Raw genomic sequence first — 24,095 nt, 5'->3', positions numbered from 1 at the left:
GGGGCGCCGCCCCCTCACTCGTATCCGGAAGGCCTGGACTCGCATCCGGAAGTCCTGGTGAACTCTTGGACGTTCACGCCGACTTCGTCCCGCAGCCTTCACAAGGAAACCGGACGTCACTAGCGTCCCCGCCGAACAGGTCAATGGATCAGCAGAGAACCATTGGATGTTGGCCAGGACTACTGGGAGGTCGCACGTGACTCCGGAGATTTCGCGCAGACGCCTGATGGCGATCGGCGGCGGCGCGCTCGGCGCCGCCGCCGTCGGCTCCTTCCTGCCGCCGTCGCTGCAGGAGGCGCTCGCGCAGGAGCCGCCGAAGGACGGCGGTCTCGACAAGATCGAGCACGTGGTGATCCTCATGCAGGAGAACCGATCCTTCGACCACTACTTCGGGTCCCTGCGCGGCGTCCGCGGCTTCGGCGACCGCAACGCCATCCGGCTGCCCAGCGGCAAGTCGGTCTTCGAACAGCCCGCCGCCCTGCGCACGATCCTGCCCTTCCCCGTCCGCGAGGCCGCCGAGGCGCAGAAGAAGGACCTCCAGTACATCGGCGACCTGGACCACTCCTGGAGCGGCGGCGCCAAGGCCTGGCACGACGGCTGGATGGACGGCTGGATCACCGCCAAGACGGCGGCCACCATGGCGTACTACACGCGCCAGGACATCCCGCTGCACTACGAACTCGCCGACACCTTCACCGTCTGCGACGCCTACCACTCCTCCATCCACACCTCCACCAGCCCCAACCGCAACCACCTGTGGAGCGGCAAGACGGGCTACGAGGCCAACGGCAAGCGGGCCGTCGGCAACGACGCGTACGCCGAGGGAACGCACCCCGGCTACGGCTGGGGGACGTACGCCGAGCGCCTGGAGAAGGCAGGCGTGAGCTGGCGGACGTACACCGAGTGGGAGAACTTCACCGACAACCAGATCGAGTTCTTCACCACCTTCAAGGCCATCGCCCGCAAGGCCCTCACCGCGGCAGGCACCGGGCTGACCTACATGGAGGCCTTCTACGCCAAGGTGCGCGACACCAAGGACGAGGCCGAGCGCGCGCGGCTGCTCGCCGCCCTGGACAACGGCGTCGCGACCCTCACCAGGAGCGAGCGGTCGCTGTTCGAGCGCGGCCTGCGGCGCGTGCCGACCGGCAAGCTCGCCGAGGAGTTCGCGAAGGACGTCGCGGCCGGCAAGCTCGCGAAAGTCACCTATCTGGTGCCTTCCGCGGTGGACTCCGAGCACCCCAGCGTCTCCTCGCCCATCCACAGCGCGACCATCGTCTACAAGGTGCTCGACGCCCTCGCCTCCCATCCGGAGGTCTGGCGCCGCACCGCCGTGTTCATCAACTACGACGAGAACGACGGCTTCTTCGACCACGTCCCGCCGCCCGTGCCCGGCGGCGACTCCGCCGAGGAGAAGGAAGAGCGCTGGGACGGGAAGCCGACCGGCCTCGGCGCCCGCGTGCCGATGCTCGTCATCTCGCCGTGGACCGTCGGCGGTTACGTCTGCTCCGAAGTCTTCGACCACACCTCCGTCGTGCGCTTCCTGGAGAAGTGGACCGGGGTGCGGGAGCCCAACATCAGCGCCTGGCGCCGCAAGGTCACCGGCGACCTCACCGGCGCCTTCGACTTCCGGCGCGGCCACCGCATGCCCGACGTCGAGCAGCCCGGCGCCATCCCCGCGTTCAGCGGCCGCTGGGCCCCGCAGCCGCCTCTGAACCAGTCCATGCCGGTCCAGGAGCCGGGCACCCGCCGCGCCCGCCCGCTGCCCTACCAGCCGGACGCCGACGTGAAGCCCGCCGAGGACGGCACGCTCACGGTGCGGCTGCGCAACGGCGGCAGCTCCAGCGCGCACTTCGCGCTCTACCCGTACGCCGGTGAGTTCACGGTCCCGCTCCACCAGGACGTCGCGCGCAAGGGCTCCTGGAGCGTGCCGGTGCCGGGGGACGCGTATGCCTTCACCGTCACCGGGCCGAACGGCTTCCGGCGTGAGTTCGCCGGAAGCAGGGACGCCAAGGGCGGCAAGGGCGGCGTCACGGACGGCGGTGCGCGGCTCGCCTCCGCGATCACCCGCCGCGAGATACACCTCACCCTGGCCAACCGCGGCCGCCACGACCTGGTCTTCACGGTCAAGCCCCTCGGCTATGTGGACGAGGACGACATCAGGCGCCGCACCCGGACCGTCCGCGTCAGGGCGCGCAGCAGCCGTACCGTCGCCTGGCACACCGCCGGCGAGCACGGCTGGTACGACGTCGAGGTGACCGCCGCAGGCGCCCCCGGCTTCCGCCGCCGCCTCATGGGCCACATCGAGAACGGCCGGGCGAGCGTCTCGGGCTGACCGCCCGGACCGTCGGCCCGCCTGGGTGCGCGGAGGTGCCTCTGGTGCCTCCGCGCACGCCTTGTGCTCTTGTGAGTATGGCCACGAAACGGACCAACGATCATCAAGGGCTGTCAAAGTGACTGCGGCGCACATGTCGCCACTCATGCGTTCTTTGCGGGCTGTCCAGTTGGTTGACTACTGCTCCCGATGAAGATCCACAGAACCATCCAGGGAGCCAGTCCGTGGCAGCACTCGCACGGTGGTGCGTCAGGCACCGACTCGTCGTCGTTCTCCTGTGGCTCCTCGCTCTTGGCGGCGCCGCCTCGGCCGCCGCCGTCGCGGGATCCGCGTACTCGAACGACTACGAAGTCCCGGGCACCGAGTCCGGCCGGGCGACCCAGCTCCTGAACGAGAACTTCCACGGGCTCGGCGGTGACAGCGACACCGTCGTCTGGCACACCGGCCCCGGCACCTCGGTCCGCGCCGCCGACGTCGAGCAGACGATGTCCGACACGCTCGACAAGATCGCCGACCTGCCCGCCGTGGCCTCCGTGACCGGGCCGTACGAGGGCAAGGACACGAGCCGGGTCAGCGCGGACGGCCGTACGGCGTACGCCACCGTCACCTTCCGCGAACAGGCCGACGACATGGACAAGGCCGACGCGCAGGCCGTCGTCGACACCGCCAAGGCCGCCGCGTCCGACCGCCTGCAAGTGGAGCTCGGCGGCACCGCCATCGGGCTCACCGAGTCCAAGAGCGCCCAGGTCGCCGAGATCGTCGGGGTGGCCGTCGCCGCCGTCGTGCTCTTCCTCGCCTTCGGCTCGCTCGCCGCGTCCGCCCTGCCCATCGCCACCGCCCTGGTGTCCGTCGGCACCGCGTACGCGGGCATCGTGCTGCTCGGCCACGTGATGACCGTCGCGGACTTCGCGCCGATGCTCGGCACCCTCATCGGGCTCGGCGTCGGCATCGACTACGCCCTCTTCATCGTCACCCGGCACCGCAAGGGCCTCAAACGCGGCCTGTCCGTGGCCGAAGCCGCCGAGCGCGCGGTCTCCACCACCGGGCGCGCCGTCGTCTTCGCGGGCGCCACCGTCTGCATCGCCCTGCTCGGCATGCTCATCCTGCGGCTCGGCTTCCTCAACGGCGTCGCGATCGCCGCCTCGCTGACCGTCGTCCTCACCGTCGCCGCGTCCGTGACCCTGCTGCCCGCCCTCCTCGGCTTGATCGGCCCGCGCGCCCTCAGCCGCCGCGAACGCCGCCGGATCGCCGAACACGGACCCGAACCGGAGCTGCCGACCGGCCTCGCCGCCCGCTGGGCCGTCTTCGTGGAGCGCCACCCCCGGCTGCTCGGCGCCGTCGCGGTCCTCGTGATGGCCGTGCTCGCGCTGCCCACCCTGGGCCTGCACCTGGGCACCTCCGACCAGGGCAACAACCCGGCGAAGGCCACCACCCGGCAGGCGTACGACCTCCTGGCCACCGGTTTCGGGCCCGGCGTGAACGGTCCGCTGACCCTCGTCAGCGAGGTCTACGGAGCGGGCGACCGGGTGGCCGTCGACGACCTCGCCACGACGCTGAGGTCGACCGAAGGCGTCGCCTCCGTGTCCCCCGCGACCTACGGGGACAACGGCCGCGCCGCCTTCCTCACCGTCGTCCCCGACTCCGCGCCGCAGTCCCAGAAGACCAGCGCACTCGTCGACCGGCTCCGCGACGACGTCCTGCCAGAGGTGGAGGCGGAGAGCTCCCTGGACGTGTCGGTGGGCGGTGTCACCGCGAGCTACGACGACTTCGCGGAGGTCATCGTCGGCAAGCTGCCGCTCTTCGTCGGCGTGGTCATCGGCCTCGGCTGCGTCCTGCTCCTGCTGGCCTTCCGGTCCATCGGCATCCCCCTCAAGGCCGCCGCGATGAACGTCGCCGCGGTCGCCTCCGCCTTCGGCGTCGTCGTCGCGATCTTCCAGTGGGGCTGGGGGAGCGAACTGCTCGGGCTCGGCAGGGCCGGTCCTATCGAGCCCTTCCTGCCGGTGATCATGGTGTCCGTCCTCTTCGGGCTCTCCATGGACTACCAGGTCTTCCTGGTCAGCCGGATGTACGAGGAGTGGCTGGAGACCGGCGACAACCGGCGGGCCGTCCGCGTCGGCCTCGCCGAGACGAGCCGCGTCATCAACTCGGCCGCCGTGATCATGATCTCGGTCTTCCTCGCCTTCGTCCTCAGCGGCGACCGGGTCATCGCGATGTTCGGCATCGCGCTCGCGGCGGCCGTCGCCCTCGACGCCTTCGTGCTGCGTACGCTGCTCGTGCCGGCCCTGATGCACATGCTCGGCGGCGCCAACTGGTGGCTGCCGCGCCGCCTGGACCGCGTCCTGCCGCGCATCAGCATCGAGCCGCCCGAATGTCGTTCGAACTCGCGCGGCGAACCTGCGAAGATCCCCGGACAGCTGGACGACGTCGAGGCCGACGTCGACGGGAGCGGGCTGAAGGAGCGGGATGTTCGCGATATCGCTGGCCGAGGGCGCTGAGCTGCGGCCGCTGGAGCCGTGGCAGGCGCAGGAGTTCCTCGACCACGTCGGGCGGGCGCGGGAGTACGCAGGGCCTTGGGTGCCCTTCACCGCGACCGTGACGGACCTGGAGACCGCGCGGAAGCACCTCCAGACGTACGCCGACAAGCAGGCCGCCGACACCGGGCGCTTCTACGGCATCTGGCTGGACGGCACGCTCGTCGGCGGTGTCCTCTTCCGGATCTTCGACACGAGAGTCGACAGCTGTGAGATCGGTGTGTGGCTGGAGCCGTCGGCCGCCGGGCGCGGCCTCGTGAACAAGGCCTCGCGGATCCTCATCGACTGGGCCGTGGACCAGCGCGGCATGCATCGCGTGGAGTGGCTGGTCTCCTCGCGCAACGACCGCAGCAAGGCGGCCGCCGAGCGGCTCGGGTTCACCAGGGACGGCGTGCTGCGGGAGAGCTTCCCCTGGCAGGGGATACGGCACGACATGGAGGTCTGGTCCGTCCTCGCCCCGGAGTGGCGGGCGGCGCGGGAGGCACAGGCGGCGCGGGACGCACTGGCGGCGGACGCGCGTTAAGGGAGCTCTCAGACTCCGTCCGTACGGTGCGGGGCATGGGTACTAAGACAGATGACGCGGCCGGCGCCAAAGGTGCGGCCGGGACCGAGGCCGAGGCCGACGAAGTGACCGGGGCCGGGAAGCCGGAGACGGTCGACGTCACGAAGTCCGACGCGGCCGACGCCGCCGGGCCCGAGGACACCAACCCCGAGGCGGGGGCGAACGCCACCGAGAACGCCGCCGAGAACGACGGCGCGGACGACGACGCGGACGACGACGCGGACGACGATGTGGACGCGGAGGTCGTCGCACCCGTCGCGTCCGCGGGATCCGCCGGTGTCGGCCAGGGCGCCGCGGCCGTCGTGTCCGCCGCGCTCGGCGTGATCGGCCTCTCCGGAGGCTGGCTCGGCACGATCGCCGGGGCGCGCTCGAACATCATGGGGCAGTTGGAGACCAAGCAGTCCGCGAGCGTCTCCGACCAGCTCCAGGCCATGTACGGCGACTCCTGGCAGGCCACCGCGCTGATCGCCGGCGTCTTCGCGCTCTCCGCGCTGGTCGTCGGCTTCCTGGTGCTGGTGCGGCCCGCGTTCGGCGCCCCCGGCAAGGAGCAGGCGCCGTGGATCAAGTCCGTGGCGTGGGCGGGCGTCGCGCTCGGCGTGATCGGACTGATCCTCGCCATCGCCAAGTACTCCGACCTGCTGCTCGGAATTCCGTCCGCACCTTCCTGAGCCACCGCTCCCGCGCGCACGGGACAGGGAACGAACCGCGTACATAAGGCAGGGGCAGGGCAGGGGCTAAGGCCCCCGCCCCGCCCTTCGTCGTACCTAAGGCCCTCGGCACCCCGGAGATGCGGCACCCGCCCGATGTGGGCGACCCCCCTGGGAGACGAAAGTGGAGACATCGCGGAGAACGACATCGGCGATACCACCGACAACCCGAGGGGCACGAGATGTTCGAGTACGAGATGCACCAGATGCGCGCCGCCGAGCTGAGCCGCGAGGCCGACCACCAGCGCCTGCTCGGCGAGGCCCGCAAGGTCCGCGCCGCCGCCCGCCGTTCGGCCCGCCAAGAAGCCGAGGGGCGGGTGAGTACGACGCTCTGGATGAGCCGCCCCACACGGCGGAAGCTCCGCTTCACGCGGGCCGCCTGACATGGCGGGGCCTGCGCCGGTGCCCGCTCCTCGGACATCGGGTGCCGCGCCGTCCCCGCACTGTGCGATGCTCGCGGCTGTGCAGACCAGGTCCGTGAGCCCGGTGTTCGTCGGCAGGTCCGATGAGCTCGGCGTACTGAACGAAGCGCTCGCCCGCGCCACGGGCACCCCGCTCGAAGGAGCCGGGGGCCCCGGCCCGGGCGAGCCGCAGGCGTTGCTGCTCGGGGGTGAGGCGGGGGTCGGCAAGACCCGCCTCGTCGAGGAATTCGCCGCGGCCGCCGAGAAGTCCGGCGCCGTCGTCGCGGTCGGCGGCTGCGTGGAGATCGGCGCCGACGGCCTCCCCTTCGCCCCCTTCTCGACCGCACTGCGCTCGCTGCGCCGCCAACTCCCCGACGAACTGGCCGCCGCCGCCGAGGGCCAGGAGGAAGAGCTGGCCCGGCTGCTGCCCGAACTGGCAAGCCCCGCCGCACACGGACACACCGCACAAGGGCACACCGCGCACGGACAAGCCCCCGGAGGCAGGTCCGACGAGGGCACGGCCCGCCTCTTCGAACTCACCGCACGCCTCCTGGAGCGCCTCTCCCGCGACCGCGCCATCGTCGTCGTCCTGGAAGACCTGCACTGGGCCGACACCTCCACCCGCCACCTCCTCGCCTATCTCTTCCGCACCCTGCGCGGCGGCCGCCTCGTCCTCCTCGCCACCTACCGCGCCGATGACATCCACCGCCGCCACCCCCTGCGCCCCCTCCTCGCCGAACTGGACCGGCTCCGCACCGTGCGCCGCGTCGAGCTGAGCCGCTTCAGCAAGGACGAAGTCGCCCGCCAGATGGCCGGCATACTCGCCACCGAACCCGAACAGCCCCTGGTCGACGACATATTCGACCGCTCCGACGGCAACGCCTTCTTCGTCGAGGAGCTCGCCGTCGCCTCCCACGGCAGCAGCTGCGCGGGCCTGACCGACTCCCTGCGTGACCTGCTTCTCGTCCGCGTGGAGGAGCTGCCCGAGGACACCCAGCGGGTGGCGCGGATCGTCGCCGAGGGCGGCTCCACCGTCGAGTACGAACTGCTCGCCGAGGTCGCCGGGCTCTGCGAGGACGACCTCATCGAGGCACTGCGGGCGGCCGTCGGCGCCAACATCCTGCTCGCCTCGCCGGACGGCGACGGCTACCGCTTCCGCCACTCCCTGGTCCGCGAGGCCGTCAGCGACGACCTGCTCCCCGGCGAGCGCTCCCGCATCAACCGCCGCTTCGCCCAGGCCCTGGAGGCCGACCCCACGCTCGTCTCCGCCGACCAGCGCGCCGCCCGCCTCGCCACCTACTGGTACTACGCGCACGACGCCGCCAAGGCCCTGCCCGCCGTCCTCGAGGCCTCCGTCGAGGCCCGCCGCCGGTACGCCTACGCCGAGCAACTCCGCCTGCTCGAGAGGGCGATGGAGCTCTGGGACGAAGCCCCCGAGTCCGTCCGCGAAGACCTCCGCCCCGCCGACTACGTCGAGGGCTACCCCGCCTGCGCCTGCGCCGACGACCACGTCACCTCCCCCCTGCGCTATCTGGACCTGATGGCCGAGGCCACGGTCGCCGGCCGCCTCTGCGGCGAACGCGACCGCGCCCTGAAAATCACCAAGCGCGCCCTGCGACTCCTCGACGGCGAGAACGATGCCCACCGCTCCGCCTGGTTCTGGGTCGCCCGCTCCCGTCTCGTCTCCACCCTCGGCCGCGGCGACGGCTGGACGGAGATCGCCAAGGCCGAGGAGCTGATGCGCGGCCTGCCGCCCTCCGAGGTGCACGCGGACGTCCTCGTCCACCGCGCCTCCTGGGGCATGCTGCACGATCCGGGCCCCGAGACCCTGGCCGCCGCCGAACGCGCCGTCGAGTACGCCCGCATGGTCAAGGCCGACACCATCGAGCTCAATGCCCGCCTCACCCGCGGCGCCCTCCTCGTCGAGGCCGGCGACCCCGAGGCGGGCCTCGCCGAGATGTACGAGGTCAGGGACCGCGTCGTCCGGGACGCCCTGGTCACCAACCTCAGCCGGGTCCACATCAACCTCCCCTCCTCCCTCGAAGGCGTCGGCCGCTCCGCCGAAGCCGTGCGGGTCGCGATGGAGGGCATCGACTTCTGCCGCAAGTACGGTCTGGTGGACACCGAGGGCTGGGTCTGGGCCAACGTCGCCGAGTCACTCATCTCCCTCGGCCGCTGGGACGAGGCCGCCGACGCCGTCGCCGAGACCCAGCGCTGCGTCCAGAGCTCAAAACCGCGCGTATCCGCCTCCGAACGATCCGCGCGCATGGCGCTCTACCGCGGTGAGTACGCCGCGGCCGCCCGCCACATGCACACCGCCCACCAGCACCTCGGCACCCACGATCCACAGCCCCAGTACCTCCTCGTCCTCATCCGCATCGCCCTCGGCCTCGCCGCCGCCGAGGGCCGCATCCTCGACGGCCGCGCCGAACTCGAACGCGGCCTCGCCACCGGCCTCCCCGTCGGCACCTACAAATACGGCTGGCCCCTGCTCCTCGCCGCCGCCACGATGGAGGCGGACGCCCGCGGCCTGCCCGCCGCCGAACCCGGCCGCCCCGCCGCCCTCGCCCGGATCCGGGCCGTCACCAAGTCCCTCGCCACCCCCACCCCGCTCTCCCTCGCCCACGACGAATGGACCCGCACCGAACTCCTGCGCGCCGAAGGCCGCGACCGCCCCGCCCACTGGACCACCGTCGTCACCGCCCTCGAACCCCTCGACCGCCCCTACGACCTCGCCCAGGCCCGCCTGCGCCTGGCCGAATCCCTCCTCGCCTCGGACACCACCGACCGCGACCGCGCCGCCCAACTGCTGCGCCAGGCCAAAGAGGTGGCCGACCGGCTCGGCGCCCGGCCGCTCTCCGACTCCATCACCGGACTCGCCCAGCGCGCCCGCCTCTCCCTGAACCCCGCCGAAGCCGTCCGCACCCCCGCCGCCCCGGCCCACCCCGCCGAGGCGCTGGGCCTGACCAGCCGGGAGCGGGACGTCCTGCGACTGGTCGCGGCGGGCCGCAGCAACCGCCAGATCGCCGAGGAACTCTTCATCTCCCCGAAGACGGCGAGCGTCCACGTCTCCAACATCCTCGCCAAGCTGTCCGTCACCGGCCGCGGCGAGGCCGCCGCGCTCGCCCACCGGCTCCGGCTGTTCCCCACCAGTGACGAGCCGACCGCACGGCGCTGACCTGCGCTTTCCTGTCTCCGGCCGGTTTCCGGCGGCCTCGCTTACGCTTGACAGCAGGATCTCGGCTCCTGGGAGGCGCAGTGTTCAACGCGATCGAGGCTCTGTTCGCGCCGGGGCGCAAGCACACCGACGACGAACAGAAGCGCCTGGAGATGACCCGCGTCGACCTCGCCGACGGCGACCCGGGACGCGGACCGATCGACCTGTCCTCGGGCAAGGTGGTCGTACGCCCACCCGTCCCGGAGCCACGCTCCGACGAGGCGCCGAGCGCCGAGGAGATACCCCCGCCCGACGAGCCGGAGCCGGACAGCTGACCCGCTCGCCCGCTCTTACTTCACCTGCACCTCCAAGATCTTGTCGTCCCCCTTCTCCGGTGTGCCCCGCGAGTCCGTCTCGTTGGTGACCACCCACAGCTTGTCGCCGCCCGCCGCGAGCACCGTGCGCAGCCGGCCGTGCTCACCCTTCAGGAACGCCTGCGGCTCCGGATCGCCCGCCACGCCCCGCACCGGAATGCGCCACAGCCGCTCGCCCCGCAGGCCCGCCATCCAGACCGATCCCTCGGCATAGGCGACGCCACTGGGTGAGGCCTCCGAGGTCTTCCACTGGGCGACGGGGTCCCGGAACCCCTCCTTGCCCTCCTTGCCCTCGACCTCCGGCCAGCCGTAGTTCCCGCCGGCCTTGATCTCGTTCAGCTCGTCCCAGGTGTCCTGGCCGAACTCCGAGGCCCAGAGCCGCTTCTCCTCGTCCCAGGCCAGGCCCTGCACGTTCCGGTGACCGTACGAATAGACGGCGGAGTCGCCGAAGGGATTGCCGGGGGCCGGCTCACCCTCCGGAGTGAGGCGGAGGATCTTGCCGCCCAGGGACTTCTTGTCCTGGGCGAGATCCGTCTCACCCGTTTCCCCCGCGCCCGCGTACAGCATCTTGTCCGGGCCGAAGGCGATCCGGCCGCCGTTGTGGATCATGCCCTTGGGGATGCCCTTGAAGACCGTGTCCGGAGCGCCCAGCTGCTCGCCCGAGGGCTTCTTCTCGTCGTACAGCATGCGGGCGATGCGGTTGTCGGACTCCGTCGTGAAGTACGCGTACACCAGATGGTCCGATGCGTACGAAGGAGAGAGCGCGAGGCCCATCAGGCCGCCCTCGCCGCCGGGGGAGACGCCCGGCACCGAGCCGAGCTCCGTCTTCTTGCCCGTCTTCCCGTCGATCCTGGTGATCGTCCCCTCGTCGCGCGAGGAGACCAGCAGGTCGCCGTCGGGCAGCGCCGCGAGGCCCCAGGGCGATTTGAGGCCCGTGGCGAGAGTGCGGGTGACCTTCGCGGAACCCTTCTCCGGTGGGGCCTCGGCGCCCGCCTTCCCGGTGGGGGACTGGCTCGACGTCTCCCGCTCCGGTGGACTCTCGGGATGGTCCGGCTCATCGCCGCCGGACGAGCATCCGGCCGCGAACACGAGGGAGACAGCGGCCAGAACGGCCGTAACAGCAGGTCGTTGCACGATCAGGTCCCTTCGACGCAGCGCTTCTACTGTTCATACACCGCTCGCGCCCCGCAGGTTCCCGAACTCAGTCCCACGATCCCAGCGCGGCCGGCAGCGCCGCGATCTCCGCCAGGTCCTCCTCCGTCAGCCGCACCGCGGCCGCCCCGGCGTTCTCCACCGCCCAGCGCTCCCGCTTGGCACCCGGAATCGGCACCACGTGCCGGCCCTGCGCGAGGACCCACGCCAGCGCGATCTGCGCCGGCGTCGCCCCGTGCCGCTCCGCCACCCGGCGCAACCCCACCACCAGCGGCTGGTTGGCCGCCATCATCTCGGCGGTGAAGCGCGGGTGACGGGCCCGCAGATCGTCCGGCTCGAAACCCTGGCCGGGCTTGAGCGTGCCCGTGAGGAAACCATTCCCCAACGGCATCGCAGCGAGGACACCTATCCCGCGGGCCACACACCACGGCAGCAGCGTGTCCAGCGCCTCCGGCGACCACACCGACAGCTCGGCCTGCACCGCGCTCACCGGAAAGACCTGCTGCACCCGCTCCAGCTGCCGGATCGTCGCGTCGTGCAGCCCAGGCCCCGGCCGCCCCGGCGCCGCACGCCGATGGGCACGCGCCCCCACCGCGCACAGCCCCAGCGCCCGCACCTTCCCCGCGGCGACGAGGTCGGCCATCGCGCCCCACGTCTCCTCGATGGGCACCTCGGGGTCGGCGCGGTGCAGCTGGTAGAGGTCGATGGTCTCCGTCTGCAGCCGCCGCAACGACGCGTCGCAGGCCCGTTTCACGTAGCCGGGGCGGCCGTTGGCGACGATGTGCTGCTCACCCACGAGCAGCCCGCACTTCGTCGACACGAACGCCTCCGCGCGCCGCTCCTTCAGCACCCTGCCGATCAACAGCTCATTGGTGAAGGGCCCGTACATGTCGGCGGTGTCCAGCAGCAGCCCCCCGCCGCCCCTGGCCGCGCCGACGGCGTCCAACGCCGCGTGCAGGGTGCGCACCGACGCGTCACCGCGCTGCCGCGAGCCGGTGTACGCCCAGCTCATCGGCATGCAGCCGAGTCCGACGGCGCCCACTTCGAGCGCCCCCGCGCCGATCGTCCTGCGCTCCACCTGGCCGTACCCTCCCGCTCCTGGTTCGGAGATCATCCAAACTATCCGCTGTCGCCGCGGCCCCGACCGCTGCCCTCCCGAGGGCAGCGCGCACCGGCCCGGATTAGCCTCCTGGTCATGACGACAGATGTATGGCTCCCGTTCGAACCGCACGAGATCCAGGGGATCCCCGAGGCTTCCGAGGCGGGCCTCAACTACCGGTTCTGGGACGGCGGCCCGGAGTTCCCCGCCGACCCGGCCGACTGCGCCTTCTATGTGGTGCCTTATATGAAGGGCACCGAGATCGCCGTACGCCCCTTGTCCGCGATGACGTCCGTACGCGTCGTACAGACACTGACCGCGGGCATCGACCACGTGGAGCCGGGCATCGGTTTCCTGGCTCCCGGTGTGCGGCTGTGCAATGCCCGTGGGGTGCACGAGGCGAGCACCGCCGAGCTCGCGCTGGCCCTGACGCTCGCCTCGCTGCGGGGAATCCCGCGCTTCGTGGAGGGGCAGCGGCAGGAGGAGTGGCGGTCCGGTTTCTATCCCGCGCTCGCCGACAAATCCGTGCTCATAGTGGGCTACGGAGCGATCGGTTCCGCCATCGAGGACAGGCTCGCCCCCTTCGAATGCGCGCGGGTGGCGCGCGTCGCGCGCTCTGCCCGTGCCACGGAGCGCGGTCCCGTGCATCCGCTCGCCGACCTGCCGTCGCTGCTGCCGGAGGCGGACGTCGTCATCCTCTCGACACCGCTCTCCGAAACCACGCGCGGCCTGGTGGGAGCCGACTTCCTGGCCCGCATGAAGGACGGCGCGCTGTTGGTCAACGTCGCCCGGGGCCCCGTCGTCGACACCAAGGCGCTCGTCGCCGAACTGGACTCCGGCCGCATCACCGCCGCCCTCGACGTGACCGACCCGGAACCGCTGCCCGCAGGTCATCCCCTGTGGCACGCTCCAGGAGTACTCATCAGCCCGCACGTGGGCGGCTCCACGTCGGCGTTCCGGCCCCGCGCCCAGCGCCTGCTGGCCGCGCAACTGACCAAGTACGTCGCCGGACTGCCCCTCGACAACGTGGTACTGACAACGGCCAGTTGATCGCCCGAGAGCGATTTGCGTACGCTCCGCGCCCGACCGCGTGCGCCCCGTGTTCGCTTTCCCTCCGACAGTCACGGAGCGTAGAGGAGCTATGTCCCTGAGTGACGAGTCTGGTGTATCGTCCCGACAGGGGATGCGCCGTGGACCGTTCGGCGCCGGGGACGAGACATCAGACTGCGAGGGGGGCGACGGGCGATGTACGGCCTATGGGCGAACGATCCGACGCGGCGGGACCGCAGCCGGCGACTCTGGCGCACACCGGCCCGCAGACGCAGGCGAGCCGGGAGCCGCACGAGCGGCCGTCGCCGCACGCACCAGCGCACCTGCCGGCCCGCCCGGCGGGCGCGCCGGGCGGATCCCGGGGCGGCACGGACCAGGGCGGCCCGGTGAGTGCCCGCCCGACCTCCACCCCCGTCCTCGACGGGGGCGTGGCGGCCCTGCCGTCCAGGTTGCCGCTGATCCGGCGCCCGCTGCCCGGTGGCCGCGGACTCGTCTCCCAGCTGGTGCTCCTGCTGGTCTGCGGGGCGTACGCGGCGGGTTCGGCGCTCGGCTGGGGATCGGACCGACTCGCCATGATCATGGGCGACTTCGGGCTGAGCATCGCGGCGGCGGCCGCCGCGATCTCCTGCTTCCGCTACTCCCGCACCCGCCGCAGCCGCTTTCGACCCGCATGGCTGCTCTTCGCGCTCTCCTCCGCGATGGCAGCCTGTGGCAACGGCGTATGGGGCTGGTACGAGGTCGTGCTCGAGCGGCCCGTCCCCAGTCCGGGCCTCGCCGACCTGTTCTTCCTCTGCTTCGCCCCGCCCGCCATCATCGGACTGCTCGTGCTCGCCAAGCGTCCGGTGACGAAGGCCGGGTGGGGATGCCTGGCCCTCGACTCCTGGCTGATCGGGGGCTCGCTCCTCACGCTCTCCTGGAGCCTGGCCCTCGCGCACACCGCGCAGTTCGAGGGGCAGAGCGTCGCGTACGCCGCGCTCTCCCTCGCCTACCCGCTCCTGGACATCGCGCTGGTCAGCATGGTGCTGGCGCTGCACTTCAGACGCTCGTCCGCCAACCGCACCGCGGTGAACACCGCGATCGGCGCGCTCGCCCTGACCGTGATGTGCGACGCGCTGTTCACCTCGCCGCTGCTGCACGCCAGTTACCGCTCGGGCCAGCTGCTCGACGCGGGCTGGTTCGCGGGCTCGCTGCTCCTCGCGTACGCCCCGTGGGCCGCCCCCTGGCACGTGGACGGCGGGCGCGGGACGGGCCACGCGCGCGTGCAGTACGACAGCGCCCCCGAGGAGCCACGGGCCGCCGCGACCCGTCCGATCGCCGGATCGCTGGCCGCCCTCACGCCCTATCTCGCCGCCGCCGTCTGCACGTTGGGCATTCTCTACAACGTGCTGAACGGCCGCAGTGTCGACCGCGTCGTGCTCTTCACCGCCGGCACCGTGGTGCTCGCGCTCGTGGTGCGCCAGGGCATCATGCTCCTGGACAACATCACGCTCACCCAGGAACTGGCCCAGAAGGAGAACCACTTCAGGTCCCTGGTGCAGGGCTCCAGCGACGTCATCATGATCGCCGCGCCCAACGGCATCCTGCGCTACGTGAGCCCGGCCGCCGCCGGGGTCTACGGCCGCGACGCCGAAGAGCTCGTCGGCTCCGAACTGGCCTCGCTCATGCACCCGGAAGACCTGGGCCGGGTCGTCCACGAGGTCCGCAGATTCCTCGCAGCCAACCCCGTCGAGGAACCCACCACCCGCATCGAGTGCCGCTTCAAGTCCGGCGACGGCGACTGGCTGAACGTGGAATCCACCGTCAACCGCCACCAGGGCGGCCTCATCTTCAACAGCAGAGACGTCACCGAACGGGTCCGGCTTCAGGCGCAGTTGCAGCACAACGCCGAGCACGACCCGCTCACCGACCTGCCCAACCGCGCCCTGTTCACCCGGCGCGTGGGCCAGGCCCTGGCCGGCCGCAGAGTGACCGACCGCGGCACGGCCGTGCTCTTCATCGACCTCGACGGCTTCAAGGCCGTCAACGACACCATCGGACACCAGGCCGGGGACGAGCTCCTCATCCAGGCCGCGCGCAGACTCCAGGAGGCGGTGCGTTCGGGCGACACCGCCTCCCGGCTCGGCGGCGATGAGTTCGCGGCCCTCATCGTCGGCGACGGGACAAGAGACCAGGCCGCCAGAGAACGGCACATCTATGAGCTCGCCGACCGGCTGAGAATCACCCTGTCCCAGCCCTACGCCATCGACGGGAACGACGTGCGCGTAGCGGCGTCCATCGGTGTGGCCTTCGCCGAACCGGGCATCGGCGCGGGGGAGCTGCTCCGCAACGCCGACCTGGCGATGTACCGCGCCAAGGCCGGGGGCAAGGACCGCGTCGAGCTGTACGCGCCCCAGATGCAGGCCGACGTCGTCCGCAAGGCGCAGCTCGCCACGCGGCTGCGCGCCGCGCTGCACGAGGGCGAGTTCGCCCTGCTGCACCAGCCCGTGGTCCGGCTCGACGACGGCCGGATCACGTCGGTCGCCGCCCAGGCCCGCTGGCGCTCGGCGCAGGGCATCCTCTTCACGCCCGCCGAATTCCTGCGCGTGTCCGAGAAGAAGGGCGAGGACGGCGGCCGGGCGGCCGAGCTGGGCCGCTGGATGCTGGAAGAGGCCGTCGAGCAGGCCGCCGAGCGCGGCCGGAGCGGCCTCGCGGTGCCCGTCGCCGTCCGGATGAGCGCGCGCCGTCTGCTGGACCGGTCCATGCCCATGGGCTCCATCGAGGCGCTCCTGACCCGGCACGGCCTGCCCTCCGGCGCGCTCATCGTCGAGCTCGCCGACAGCGACCCCCGGGTCTCGCTGGACGACCTGGAGCGCCGTCTGGCGTCCCTGCGCAGGCTCGGCGTACGCATCGCGCTCGACGGCTTCGGCAGCGGGTACGCGGCGATCACCGCACTGCGCCGGCTCCCCATCGATGTCCTGAAGCTGGACCGCGGGCTGATCGAGGGCGTCGTCGAGTCCGCGCGGCTGCACAAGATCACCGCGGGTCTGCTGCGCATCGCGAACGACCTGGGGCTCGTCTCCGTGGCCGACGGCGTGGACCTGCCCGAGCAGGTGGTCGCCCTGCGCGCGATGGGCTGCACGCACGGGCAGGGGACGGCGTTCTCCGGGGCCCTCGACGAGTACCGGCTGCGCCGGGCGCTCACCCTCGGGGAGTATCCGGTGCCGCACGGCCCGGCCGAGCCGGTGCTCGCGGGCGGCCGTCCGGGGACGTACGGCGGCGTGGCGTCGGCCTACGCGGGCGGACCCCCGGCTGCGTACGCGGGAGGGTCCTCCGGGCCCTACGCGAGCGGCGCCGCGGGGACGTACGCGGGCGGTTCCCAGGGGACGTACGCGAGCGGCTCCCCGGGCACGTACGCGAGCGGCCCCTCGCCCTACGCCCGTTCACATGATGAGACCCCCGTCCCACCTACTTGACACACCATGCGTGCCGGGGGGAGGGTCAATGCCATGCGCACCCGAATTCTCGTACTTGGAAAGCGCGTCGGCTGAAGCTGGGACTGACCGGTCCGAACACCGGAATCCAGCGACCGCACCCGGCGCGCTCCCCTCGCTTGCCTCACGGCACGAGGGGTTTTTTGTTGCACTGGCACCTGCCAAACCCCCGCAAACACCCCGCAAAAACCCTCAGCTTCGAGAAGAGAATGCCGATGACCGAGCAGGCCACCGGGGCCCACCATCCGCAGCCGCGGCCCCGATCCTCAGGACACCAGTCCGCCCCCGTCGAGCACGTCACGGGTGCGCAGTCCCTGATTCGTTCTCTCGAGGAAGTCGGGGCCGACACGGTGTTCGGCATCCCCGGCGGAGCCATCCTCCCGGCGTACGACCCGATGATGGACTCCACCCGGGTGCGGCACGTCCTGGTGCGGCACGAGCAGGGCGCGGGCCACGCGGCCACCGGGTACGCGCAGGCCACCGGCAAGGTCGGCGTCTGCATGGCGACCAGCGGCCCCGGCGCCACCAACCTGGTCACCCCGATCGCCGACGCCCACATGGACTCCGTCCCGATGGTGGCGATCACCGGCCAGGTGGCCTCCAAGGCCATCGGCACGGACGCCTTCCAGGAGGCGGACATCGTCGGCATCACGATGCCGATCACCAAGCACAACTTCCTGGTCACCAAGGCCGAGGACATCCCGCGCACCATCGCCGAGGCCTTCCACATCGCCTCCACCGGCCGCCCGGGCCCCGTCCTCGTGGACATCGCCAAGGACGCCCTCCAGGCGCAGACGACGTTCTCCTGGCCGCCGCAGCAGGACCTGCCCGGCTACCGCCCGGTGACCAAGCCGCACGCCAAGCAGATCCGCGAGGCCGCCAAGCTCATCACCGCGGCCAAGCGCCCGGTCCTCTACGTCGGCGGCGGCGTCATCAAGGCGCAGGCCACCGCCGAGCTGAGGGTCCTTGCAGAGCTCACCGGAGCGCCCGTCACCACCACACTGATGGCGCTCGGCGCATTCCCCGACAGCCACCCGCTGCACGTGGGAATGCCGGGCATGCACGGTGCGGTCACCGCCGTCACCGCGCTGCAGAAGGCCGACCTGATCGTCGCCCTCGGAGCCCGCTTCGACGACCGCGTCACCGGCAAGCTGGACAGCTTCGCGCCGTTCGCGAAGATCGTGCACGCCGACATCGACCCGGCCGAGATCGGCAAGAACCGCGCCGCCGACGTGCCGATCGTCGGTGACGCCCGCGAGGTCATCGCCGACCTCGTCCAGGCGGTCCAGGCCGAGCACACCGAGGGCCACACGGGTGACTACACCGCCTGGTGGACCGACCTCAACCGGTGGCGCGACACCTACCCCCTCGGCTACACCCAGCCCGAGGACGGCTCGCTCTCCCCGCAGCACGTCATCGAGCGCGTCGGCCAACTCGCCCCGGAGGACACGATCTTCGCGGCGGGTGTCGGCCAGCACCAGATGTGGGCCGCGCACTTCATCGAGTACGAGAAGCCCGCCACCTGGCTCAACTCCGGCGGCGCCGGGACGATGGGCTACGCGGTCCCGGCCGCGATGGGCGCCAAGGCGGGCCGGCCCGACCGCACGGTCTGGGCGATCGACGGCGACGGCTGCTTCCAGATGACCAATCAGGAGCTCACCACCTGCGCCCTGAACAACATCCCGATCAAGGTCGCCATCATCAACAACGGCGCCCTCGGGATGGTCCGCCAGTGGCAGACCCTGTTCTACAACCAGCGTTACTCCAACACCGTCCTGCATAGCGGTCCCGAGGACATCGGCCCCAACAAGGGCACCCGCGTCCCCGACTTCGTGAAGCTGTCGGAGGCCATGGGCTGCGTGGCGCTGCGCTGCGAGCGCCCCGAGGACCTCGACAAGGTCATCGCCGAGGCCAACGCCATCAACGACCGCCCCGTCGTCGTCGACTTCATCGTCCACGAGGACGCCCAGGTCTGGCCGATGGTCGCCGCCGGCACCTCGAACGACGAGGTCATGGCCGCCCGCGGGGTCCGCCCCGACTTCGGCGACAACGAAGACGACTGAGACCGAGAGCGAAAGAGAGACCACGCGTCATGTCCACCAAACACACGCTCTCCGTCCTGGTCGAGAACAAGCCCGGCGTCCTCGCCCGGATCACCGCCCTGTTCTCGCGCCGCGGCTTCAACATCGACTCGCTCGCCGTGGGCGTCACCGAGCACCCCGACATCTCCCGCATCACCATCGTGGTGAACGTCGAGGACCTGCCGCTCGAACAGGTGACCAAGCAGCTCAACAAGCTCGTCAACGTCCTGAAGATCGTCGAACTGGAGCCGGGCGCCGCGGTGGCCCGCGAACTCGTCCTGGCGAAGGTCCGCGCCGACAACGAGACCCGCTCCCAGATCGTCGAGATCGTCCAGCTGTTCCGCGCCAAGACCGTCGACGTCTCCCCGGAGGCCGTCACCATCGAGGCGACCGGCAGCAGCGACAAGCTGGAGGCCATGCTCAAGATGCTGGAGCCCTTCGGCATCAAGGAGCTCGTGCAGTCCGGCACCATCGCGATCGGCCGCGGCTCCCGCTCCATCACGGACCGCAGCCTGCGGGCGCTCGACCGGAGCGCGTAGCGAGAACCGGACCGCATGGCGAGACCGGCAGACTTCCCTTCCCCCGCCCGCCGTACGGTGGGACGCAACACCAGCACACATAGGAGATTCCCAGTGGCCGAGCTGTTCTACGACGACGACGCCGACCTGTCCATCATCCAGGGCCGCAAGGTCGCGGTCATCGGTTACGGCAGCCAGGGCCACGCCCACGCGCTGTCGCTCCGTGACTCGGGTGTCGACGTCCGCGTCGGTCTGCACGAGGGCTCCAAGTCCAAGGCCAAGGCCGAGGAGCAGGGCCTGCGCGTCGTCACCCCCGCCGAGGCGGCGGCCGAGGCCGACGTCATCATGATCCTGGTGCCGGACCCGATCCAGGCGCAGGTCTACGAGGAGTCCATCAAGGACAACCTCAAGGACGGCGACGCGCTGTTCTTCGGCCACGGCCTGAACATCCGCTTCGGCTTCATCAAGGCCCCCGAGGGCGTCGACGTCTGCATGGTCGCGCCCAAGGGCCCGGGCCACCTGGTCCGCCGCCAGTACGAGGAGGGCCGCGGCGTTCCGTGTATCGCGGCCGTCGAGCAGGACGCCACCGGCAACGGCTTCCAGCTGGCGCTGTCGTACGCCAAGGGCATCGGCGGCACGCGTGCGGGCGTCATCAAGACGACCTTCACGGAGGAGACCGAGACCGACCTGTTCGGCGAGCAGGCCGTGCTCTGCGGCGGCACCGCCGCGCTGGTCAAGGCGGGCTTCGAGACGCTGACCGAGGCCGGTTACCAGCCGGAGATCGCGTACTTCGAGTGCCTCCACGAGCTGAAGCTGATCGTGGACCTCATGTACGAGGGCGGCCTGGAGAAGATGCGCTGGTCCGTCTCCGAGACCGCCGAGTGGGGCGACTACATCACCGGCCCGCGGATCATCACGGATGCCACCAAGGCCGAGATGAAGAAGGTCCTCGCCGAGATCCAGGACGGCACGTTCGCCAAGCAGTGGATGGACGAGTACCACGGCGGCCTGAAGAAGTACAACGAGTACAAGACCCAGGACGAGAACCACCTCCTGGAGACCACGGGCAAGGAGCTGCGCAAGCTCATGAGCTGGGTCAACGACGACGACGCGTAAGTCGTACGGGTGAGGGCCGGGGCCGTAGCCCCGGCCCTTGTCCACCCTGTCCAGCCACGGACGGGTGATCCTTCCGTAGAGGCGCATGCTGATCCGTTCGGCGCCACTATGCTTCTGTTCAACATTCGCGTCGGGCCCACAGCGTCGTGCGTCTTCCACGCGGCTAAGCGACACCGCCTGCGGCCGTCGGGACGGCCGTCCGCATTGGACTTGTGAGGACTCACGTGAGCACTGCTGCCACCGGCAAACCCGTCGTACTCATCGCTGAAGAGCTGTCGCCCGCCACCGTCGACGCGCTGGGCCCGGACTTCGGGATCCGGCAGTGCAACGGCGCGGACCGCGCCGAGCTGCTGCCCGCCATCGCCGATGTCGACGCGATCCTGGTCCGCTCCGCGACCAAGGTCGACGCCGAGGCCATCGCCGCCGCCAAGAAGCTGAAGGTCGTCGCCCGCGCGGGCGTGGGCCTGGACAACGTCGACGTGTCCGCCGCCACGAAGGCCGGCGTGATGGTCGTCAACGCCCCGACGTCGAACATCGTCACGGCCGCCGAGCTCGCCTGCGGCCTGCTCCTCGCCACCGCGCGCAACATCCCCCAGGCCAACTCCGCCCTGAAGAACGGCGAGTGGAAGCGCTCCAAGTACACCGGCGTCGAGCTCGCCGAGAAGACCCTCGGCGTCGTCGGCCTAGGCCGCATCGGTGCCCTCGTCGCGCAGCGCATGAGCGCCTTCGGCATGAAGGTCGTCGCCTACGACCCGTACGTGCAGCCCGCGCGCGCCGCGCAGATGGGTGTGAAGGTCCTTTCGCTCGACGAGCTCCTTGAGGTCTCCGACTTCATCACCGTGCACCTGCCCAAGACGCCCGAGACCCTCGGTCTCATCGGCGACGAGGCGCTGCACAAGGTCAAGCCGACCGTCCGCATCGTCAACGCCGCGCGCGGCGGGATCGTCGACGAGGAGGCGCTGCACTCCGCCCTCAAGGAGGGCCGCGTCGCCGGCGCCGGCCTCGACGTGTACGCGAAGGAGCCCTGCACGGACTCCCCGCTCTTCCAGTTCGACCAGGTCGTCTGCACCCCGCACCTCGGCGCGTCCACGGACGAGGCGCAGGAGAAGGCCGGCATCGCCGTCGCCAAGTCGGTGCGCCTGGCCCTCGCCGGTGAGCTCGTGCCCGACGCGGTGAACGTGCAGGGCGGTGTCATCGCCGAGGACGTGCGCCCCGGTCTGCCGCTCGCCGAGAAGCTCGGCCGGATCTTCACCGCGCTCGCGGGCGAGGTCGCGGCCCGCCTCGACGTCGAGGTGTACGGCGAGATCACCCAGCACGACGTGAAGGTGCTCGAACTCTCCGCGCTGAAGGGCGTGTTCGAGGACGTCGTCGACGAGACCGTGAGCTATGTGAACGCGCCGCTGTTCGCGCAGGAGCGCGGCGTCGAGGTCCGCCTCACCACGAGCTCCGAGTCGCCCGACCACCGCAACGTGGTCACGGTGCGCGGCACGCTCTCCGGCGGCGAGGAGATCGCCGTCTCCGGCACGCTGGCCGGCCCCAAGCATCTCCAGAAGATCGTCGCCATCGGTGAGTACGACGTGGACCTGGCGCTCGCCGACCACATGGTCGTCCTGCGGTACGCCGACCGTCCGGGCGTCGTCGGCACCGTCGGCCGGGTCCTCGGCGAGGCGGGCATCAACATCGCGGGCATGCAGGTCGCCCGCGCCGACGTCGGCGGCGAGGCCCTCGCCGTCCTGACCGTCGACGACACGGTGCCGCAGCCGGTCCTGAACGAGCTGGCGGAGGAGATCGGCGCGGAGTCCGCTCGCGCGGTGAACCTCACCGACTAGCAAACGCGAAACGCCGGACGGGCTGGAGAGATGGAGCTCCAGCCCGTTCGGCGTTCAGTGGGGCAGGGGTTACCAGTCGATGCAGGTGGCCGGAACGTAACCCTTGATGTTGGCGTTGTTCGGCATGACGTACAGCCACTTGTTGCTGGTCTTGCCGCAGAGGCGGTACGACTGGCCGGTGAAGGACTGGCCGTCGTTGCAGAGGAACGCCTTGCGGCCCTTGTTCAGCTGACCGACCGCGTGGCCGTTCACCTTCGGCGTGGTGCGGACCTTCACCGTCTCCTTGGCGGGGACGTTGGTGAGGCCACGGGAGCAGTCCGGCCTCGTGGCGGCCGCGGCGGAGCCCGTGGTGAGGACTGTGCCGGAGAGCGCGATGGCGGAGACAGCGACGGCGGAGGCCAACAGCCTGAGCTTCATGGGGTGTTCGTTCTCCCGTGTGGAGGGTGATTTTCGGACGGGAGAAACCGTACCCCTCGAAGATCACTGAACCGGGCGTTCGTTACCTGCCGCTTACAGCCGTGACGACTTCAGGACCATGTGCAGGAGCAGGCGGTCCTCGCCGTCGTCCAGGTCGAGGCCGGTGAGCTGCTCCACGCGCGAGAGGCGGTAGTAGAGGGTCTGGCGGTGGATGCCCAACTCGGCGGCCGCGCGGCCCGCTTGGCCCGCGCAGTCGAGGTACACCTCGGCGGTGCGGGCCAGTTCGCGGTGGGTGGGGGAGAGGAGCTGGCGGCCCACGGGGTCGTGCGCCGCCTCCGGGGGCAGCGCGGTCAGCAGGCGGTACGGGCCGACGTCCGACCACTGCGCGACGGGGCCGAAGCGCCGCTCGGCCAGTGCCGCGCGTGCCGCCCCCGACGCCTCCCACCAGGCGGCCCCAAGATCCTCCAGACCGAGCCGGGCCCCCGCGATGCCGGCCGCGGCACCCGGCGCCGACTCCAGCAGGCGCGACGCCGCCGTGTGCGCGGGCGACAGCGCGTCGGCCGAGCGCAGCCGGACCAGCGCCGCCAGGGACTGGGCGGTCGTGCCCCACGGCACCGTGCACACCGCCGCCGCGCCCGGCACCGTACGGGCGGCGGGGGCGTCGTCCGGGTCCGCGGAGCGCCACGGGGCCACGCACACCACCGCGTGCAGGCCGTCGCCGCGCGAGCCGAGCGCCGTGCGCAGCGAGGCCACCGCCATGTCGCGCTGCCAGCCCCGCTCGGCCGTCAGGACCGCGCGGAACTCCCTGGTCAGGTCGGCGCCCGCCTGCGCCTCGTCGGCCAGGAGCGCGCCGATCCTGGTCGCCACCTCCATCGCGGCGGTCAGCTGCTGCTCGGTCGGCCCCGGCTCGTCGTCGAGCAGCCAGACGTATCCGAGGGCGAAGCCCCGGTGCCGTACGGGAAGGCAGACGCGGCCACGGTAGACGCCCGCCTCCGGGGTGGGCGGGATGCGGACCGGGGCCGTGGCGCGGGTGATGCCGAAGCTCTCGAACCAGGAGCGGACCTCGGCCGTGGACCGGCGGGTCAGGATCGAACGGGTCCTGACCGGGTCGAGGACCGACGCGTCGAAGCCGCTGTCGCCGCCGCCGTCGTGCGCGCCGAAGGCGATCAGCTCGAAATCCCGGTTCTCCAGGGTCGCGGGGGCGCCGAGCAGCGCCGAGATCTCGTCGACCAGTTCTTGGTAGTCGCCCTTCACGCTGTCCATTCTCGCGCAGACCGCGACGTTCTTCAGACATCTGTC

The 24,095-nt window shown here is 71.2% G+C and carries 17 protein-coding genes; 13 read left to right on the top strand and 4 right to left on the bottom strand.

From position 1 onward, the window contains the following. The first annotated feature begins 196 nt into the window (after positions 1-196). From ACI2L3_RS26180 to ACI2L3_RS26150, 7 genes are all read left to right on the top strand, one after another. Positions 197-2,332, top strand: coding sequence for a phosphocholine-specific phospholipase C (locus ACI2L3_RS26180; protein WP_404754822.1), 2,136 nt, complete (start codon positions 197-199; stop codon positions 2,330-2,332). Between the two features lie 224 nt (positions 2,333-2,556). After that, complete coding sequence (locus tag ACI2L3_RS26175; RefSeq protein WP_404754821.1) at positions 2,557-4,827, top strand: MMPL family transporter; 2,271 nt, start codon at positions 2,557-2,559, stop codon at positions 4,825-4,827. Further along, positions 4,796-5,386: a GNAT family N-acetyltransferase gene (locus tag ACI2L3_RS26170; RefSeq protein WP_404754820.1), complete on the top strand. Its 591-nt coding sequence runs from the start codon at positions 4,796-4,798 to the stop codon at positions 5,384-5,386. Before ACI2L3_RS26175 ends, ACI2L3_RS26170 begins: the two co-directional genes overlap by 32 nt. A gap of 35 nt (positions 5,387-5,421) precedes the next feature. Continuing rightward, positions 5,422-6,093 (top strand): hypothetical protein, encoded by a 672-nt coding sequence (locus tag ACI2L3_RS26165; protein ID WP_404754819.1) that lies wholly within the window; start codon positions 5,422-5,424, stop codon positions 6,091-6,093. Between the two features lie 221 nt (positions 6,094-6,314). Continuing rightward, positions 6,315-6,515: a hypothetical protein gene (locus ACI2L3_RS26160; protein WP_404754818.1), complete on the top strand. Its 201-nt coding sequence runs from the start codon at positions 6,315-6,317 to the stop codon at positions 6,513-6,515. A 67-nt stretch (positions 6,516-6,582) separates the two neighbouring features. Continuing rightward, positions 6,583-9,711, top strand: a complete 3,129-nt coding sequence (locus tag ACI2L3_RS26155) for an AAA family ATPase (RefSeq protein WP_404754817.1) — start codon at positions 6,583-6,585, stop codon at positions 9,709-9,711. An 80-nt stretch (positions 9,712-9,791) separates the two neighbouring features. Further along, a complete protein-coding gene (locus ACI2L3_RS26150; protein WP_404754816.1) occupies positions 9,792-10,025 on the top strand; it encodes a DUF6191 domain-containing protein in 234 nt (77 codons plus the stop codon). A gap of 15 nt (positions 10,026-10,040) precedes the next feature. Here ACI2L3_RS26150 and ACI2L3_RS26145 read toward each other — a convergent pair whose 3' ends face one another. Further along, complete coding sequence (locus tag ACI2L3_RS26145; RefSeq protein ID WP_404754902.1) at positions 10,041-11,204, bottom strand: PQQ-dependent sugar dehydrogenase; 1,164 nt, start codon at positions 11,202-11,204, stop codon at positions 10,041-10,043. Positions 11,205-11,265: 61 nt separating this feature from the next. Beyond that, complete coding sequence (locus ACI2L3_RS26140; RefSeq protein ID WP_404754901.1) at positions 11,266-12,294, bottom strand: aldo/keto reductase; 1,029 nt, start codon at positions 12,292-12,294, stop codon at positions 11,266-11,268. A gap of 117 nt (positions 12,295-12,411) precedes the next feature. On the opposite strand from ACI2L3_RS26140, the gene ACI2L3_RS26135 reads away from it, so the two are divergent. From ACI2L3_RS26135 to serA, 6 genes are all read left to right on the top strand, one after another. Beyond that, positions 12,412-13,365: a 2-hydroxyacid dehydrogenase gene (locus ACI2L3_RS26135; protein WP_404754815.1), complete on the top strand. Its 954-nt coding sequence runs from the start codon at positions 12,412-12,414 to the stop codon at positions 13,363-13,365. A gap of 206 nt (positions 13,366-13,571) precedes the next feature. After that, positions 13,572-16,817, top strand: coding sequence for a putative bifunctional diguanylate cyclase/phosphodiesterase (locus tag ACI2L3_RS26130; RefSeq protein ID WP_404754814.1), 3,246 nt, complete (start codon positions 13,572-13,574; stop codon positions 16,815-16,817). A 233-nt stretch (positions 16,818-17,050) separates the two neighbouring features. Next, positions 17,051-18,898: an acetolactate synthase large subunit gene (locus ACI2L3_RS26125; RefSeq protein ID WP_404754813.1), complete on the top strand. Its 1,848-nt coding sequence runs from the start codon at positions 17,051-17,053 to the stop codon at positions 18,896-18,898. Between the two features lie 29 nt (positions 18,899-18,927). Then, entirely contained in the window at positions 18,928-19,455 is a 528-nt protein-coding gene (gene ilvN, locus ACI2L3_RS26120; protein WP_030785263.1) for an acetolactate synthase small subunit, read from the top strand. 93 nt (positions 19,456-19,548) lie between these two features. Next, complete coding sequence (gene ilvC, locus ACI2L3_RS26115) at positions 19,549-20,550, top strand: ketol-acid reductoisomerase (protein WP_404754812.1); 1,002 nt, start codon at positions 19,549-19,551, stop codon at positions 20,548-20,550. 224 nt (positions 20,551-20,774) lie between these two features. After that, on the top strand, positions 20,775-22,379 hold the full coding sequence (serA, locus tag ACI2L3_RS26110; RefSeq protein ID WP_404754811.1) for a phosphoglycerate dehydrogenase: 1,605 nt from the start codon (positions 20,775-20,777) through the stop codon (positions 22,377-22,379). A gap of 69 nt (positions 22,380-22,448) precedes the next feature. On the opposite strand, the gene ACI2L3_RS26105 is transcribed toward serA, so the two are convergent. Continuing rightward, positions 22,449-22,796: a hypothetical protein gene (locus ACI2L3_RS26105; RefSeq protein WP_404754810.1), complete on the bottom strand. Its 348-nt coding sequence runs from the start codon at positions 22,794-22,796 to the stop codon at positions 22,449-22,451. Positions 22,797-22,889: 93 nt separating this feature from the next. Continuing rightward, positions 22,890-24,059 carry a PucR family transcriptional regulator gene (locus ACI2L3_RS26100; protein ID WP_404754809.1) on the bottom strand — a complete coding sequence of 390 codons (1,170 nt, stop codon included), beginning with the start codon at positions 24,057-24,059 and terminating at the stop codon, positions 22,890-22,892. Positions 24,060-24,095 lie beyond the last annotated feature (36 nt).

Origin of the sequence: Streptomyces sp. NPDC029674 (assembly GCF_044903205.1) — a bacterium.
Classification (GTDB): Bacteria; Actinomycetota; Actinomycetes; order Streptomycetales; family Streptomycetaceae; genus Streptomyces.
This window is presented reverse-complemented; position numbering and strand designations above follow the sequence as displayed.

What these genes read in the sequence shown, in the direction of transcription:
- ACI2L3_RS26160 (WP_404754818.1), top strand. Translation starts at nt 6,315, where the DNA reads ATGTTCGAGTACGAGATGCACCAGATGCGCGCCGCCGAGCTGAGCCGC.
- ACI2L3_RS26135 (WP_404754815.1), top strand. Translation starts at nt 12,412, where the DNA reads ATGACGACAGATGTATGGCTCCCGTTCGAACCGCACGAGATCCAGGGG.
- ACI2L3_RS26130 (WP_404754814.1), top strand. Translation starts at nt 13,572, where the DNA reads ATGGGCGAACGATCCGACGCGGCGGGACCGCAGCCGGCGACTCTGGCG.
- ACI2L3_RS26170 (WP_404754820.1), top strand. Translation starts at nt 4,796, where the DNA reads ATGTTCGCGATATCGCTGGCCGAGGGCGCTGAGCTGCGGCCGCTGGAG.
- ACI2L3_RS26125 (WP_404754813.1), top strand. Translation starts at nt 17,051, where the DNA reads ATGACCGAGCAGGCCACCGGGGCCCACCATCCGCAGCCGCGGCCCCGA.
- ilvN (WP_030785263.1), top strand. Translation starts at nt 18,928, where the DNA reads ATGTCCACCAAACACACGCTCTCCGTCCTGGTCGAGAACAAGCCCGGC.
- ACI2L3_RS26105 (WP_404754810.1), bottom strand. Translation starts at nt 22,796, where the DNA reads ATGAAGCTCAGGCTGTTGGCCTCCGCCGTCGCTGTCTCCGCCATCGCG.
- ACI2L3_RS26100 (WP_404754809.1), bottom strand. Translation starts at nt 24,059, where the DNA reads ATGGACAGCGTGAAGGGCGACTACCAAGAACTGGTCGACGAGATCTCG.
- ACI2L3_RS26155 (WP_404754817.1), top strand. Translation starts at nt 6,583, where the DNA reads ATGCTCGCGGCTGTGCAGACCAGGTCCGTGAGCCCGGTGTTCGTCGGC.
- ACI2L3_RS26165 (WP_404754819.1), top strand. Translation starts at nt 5,422, where the DNA reads ATGGGTACTAAGACAGATGACGCGGCCGGCGCCAAAGGTGCGGCCGGG.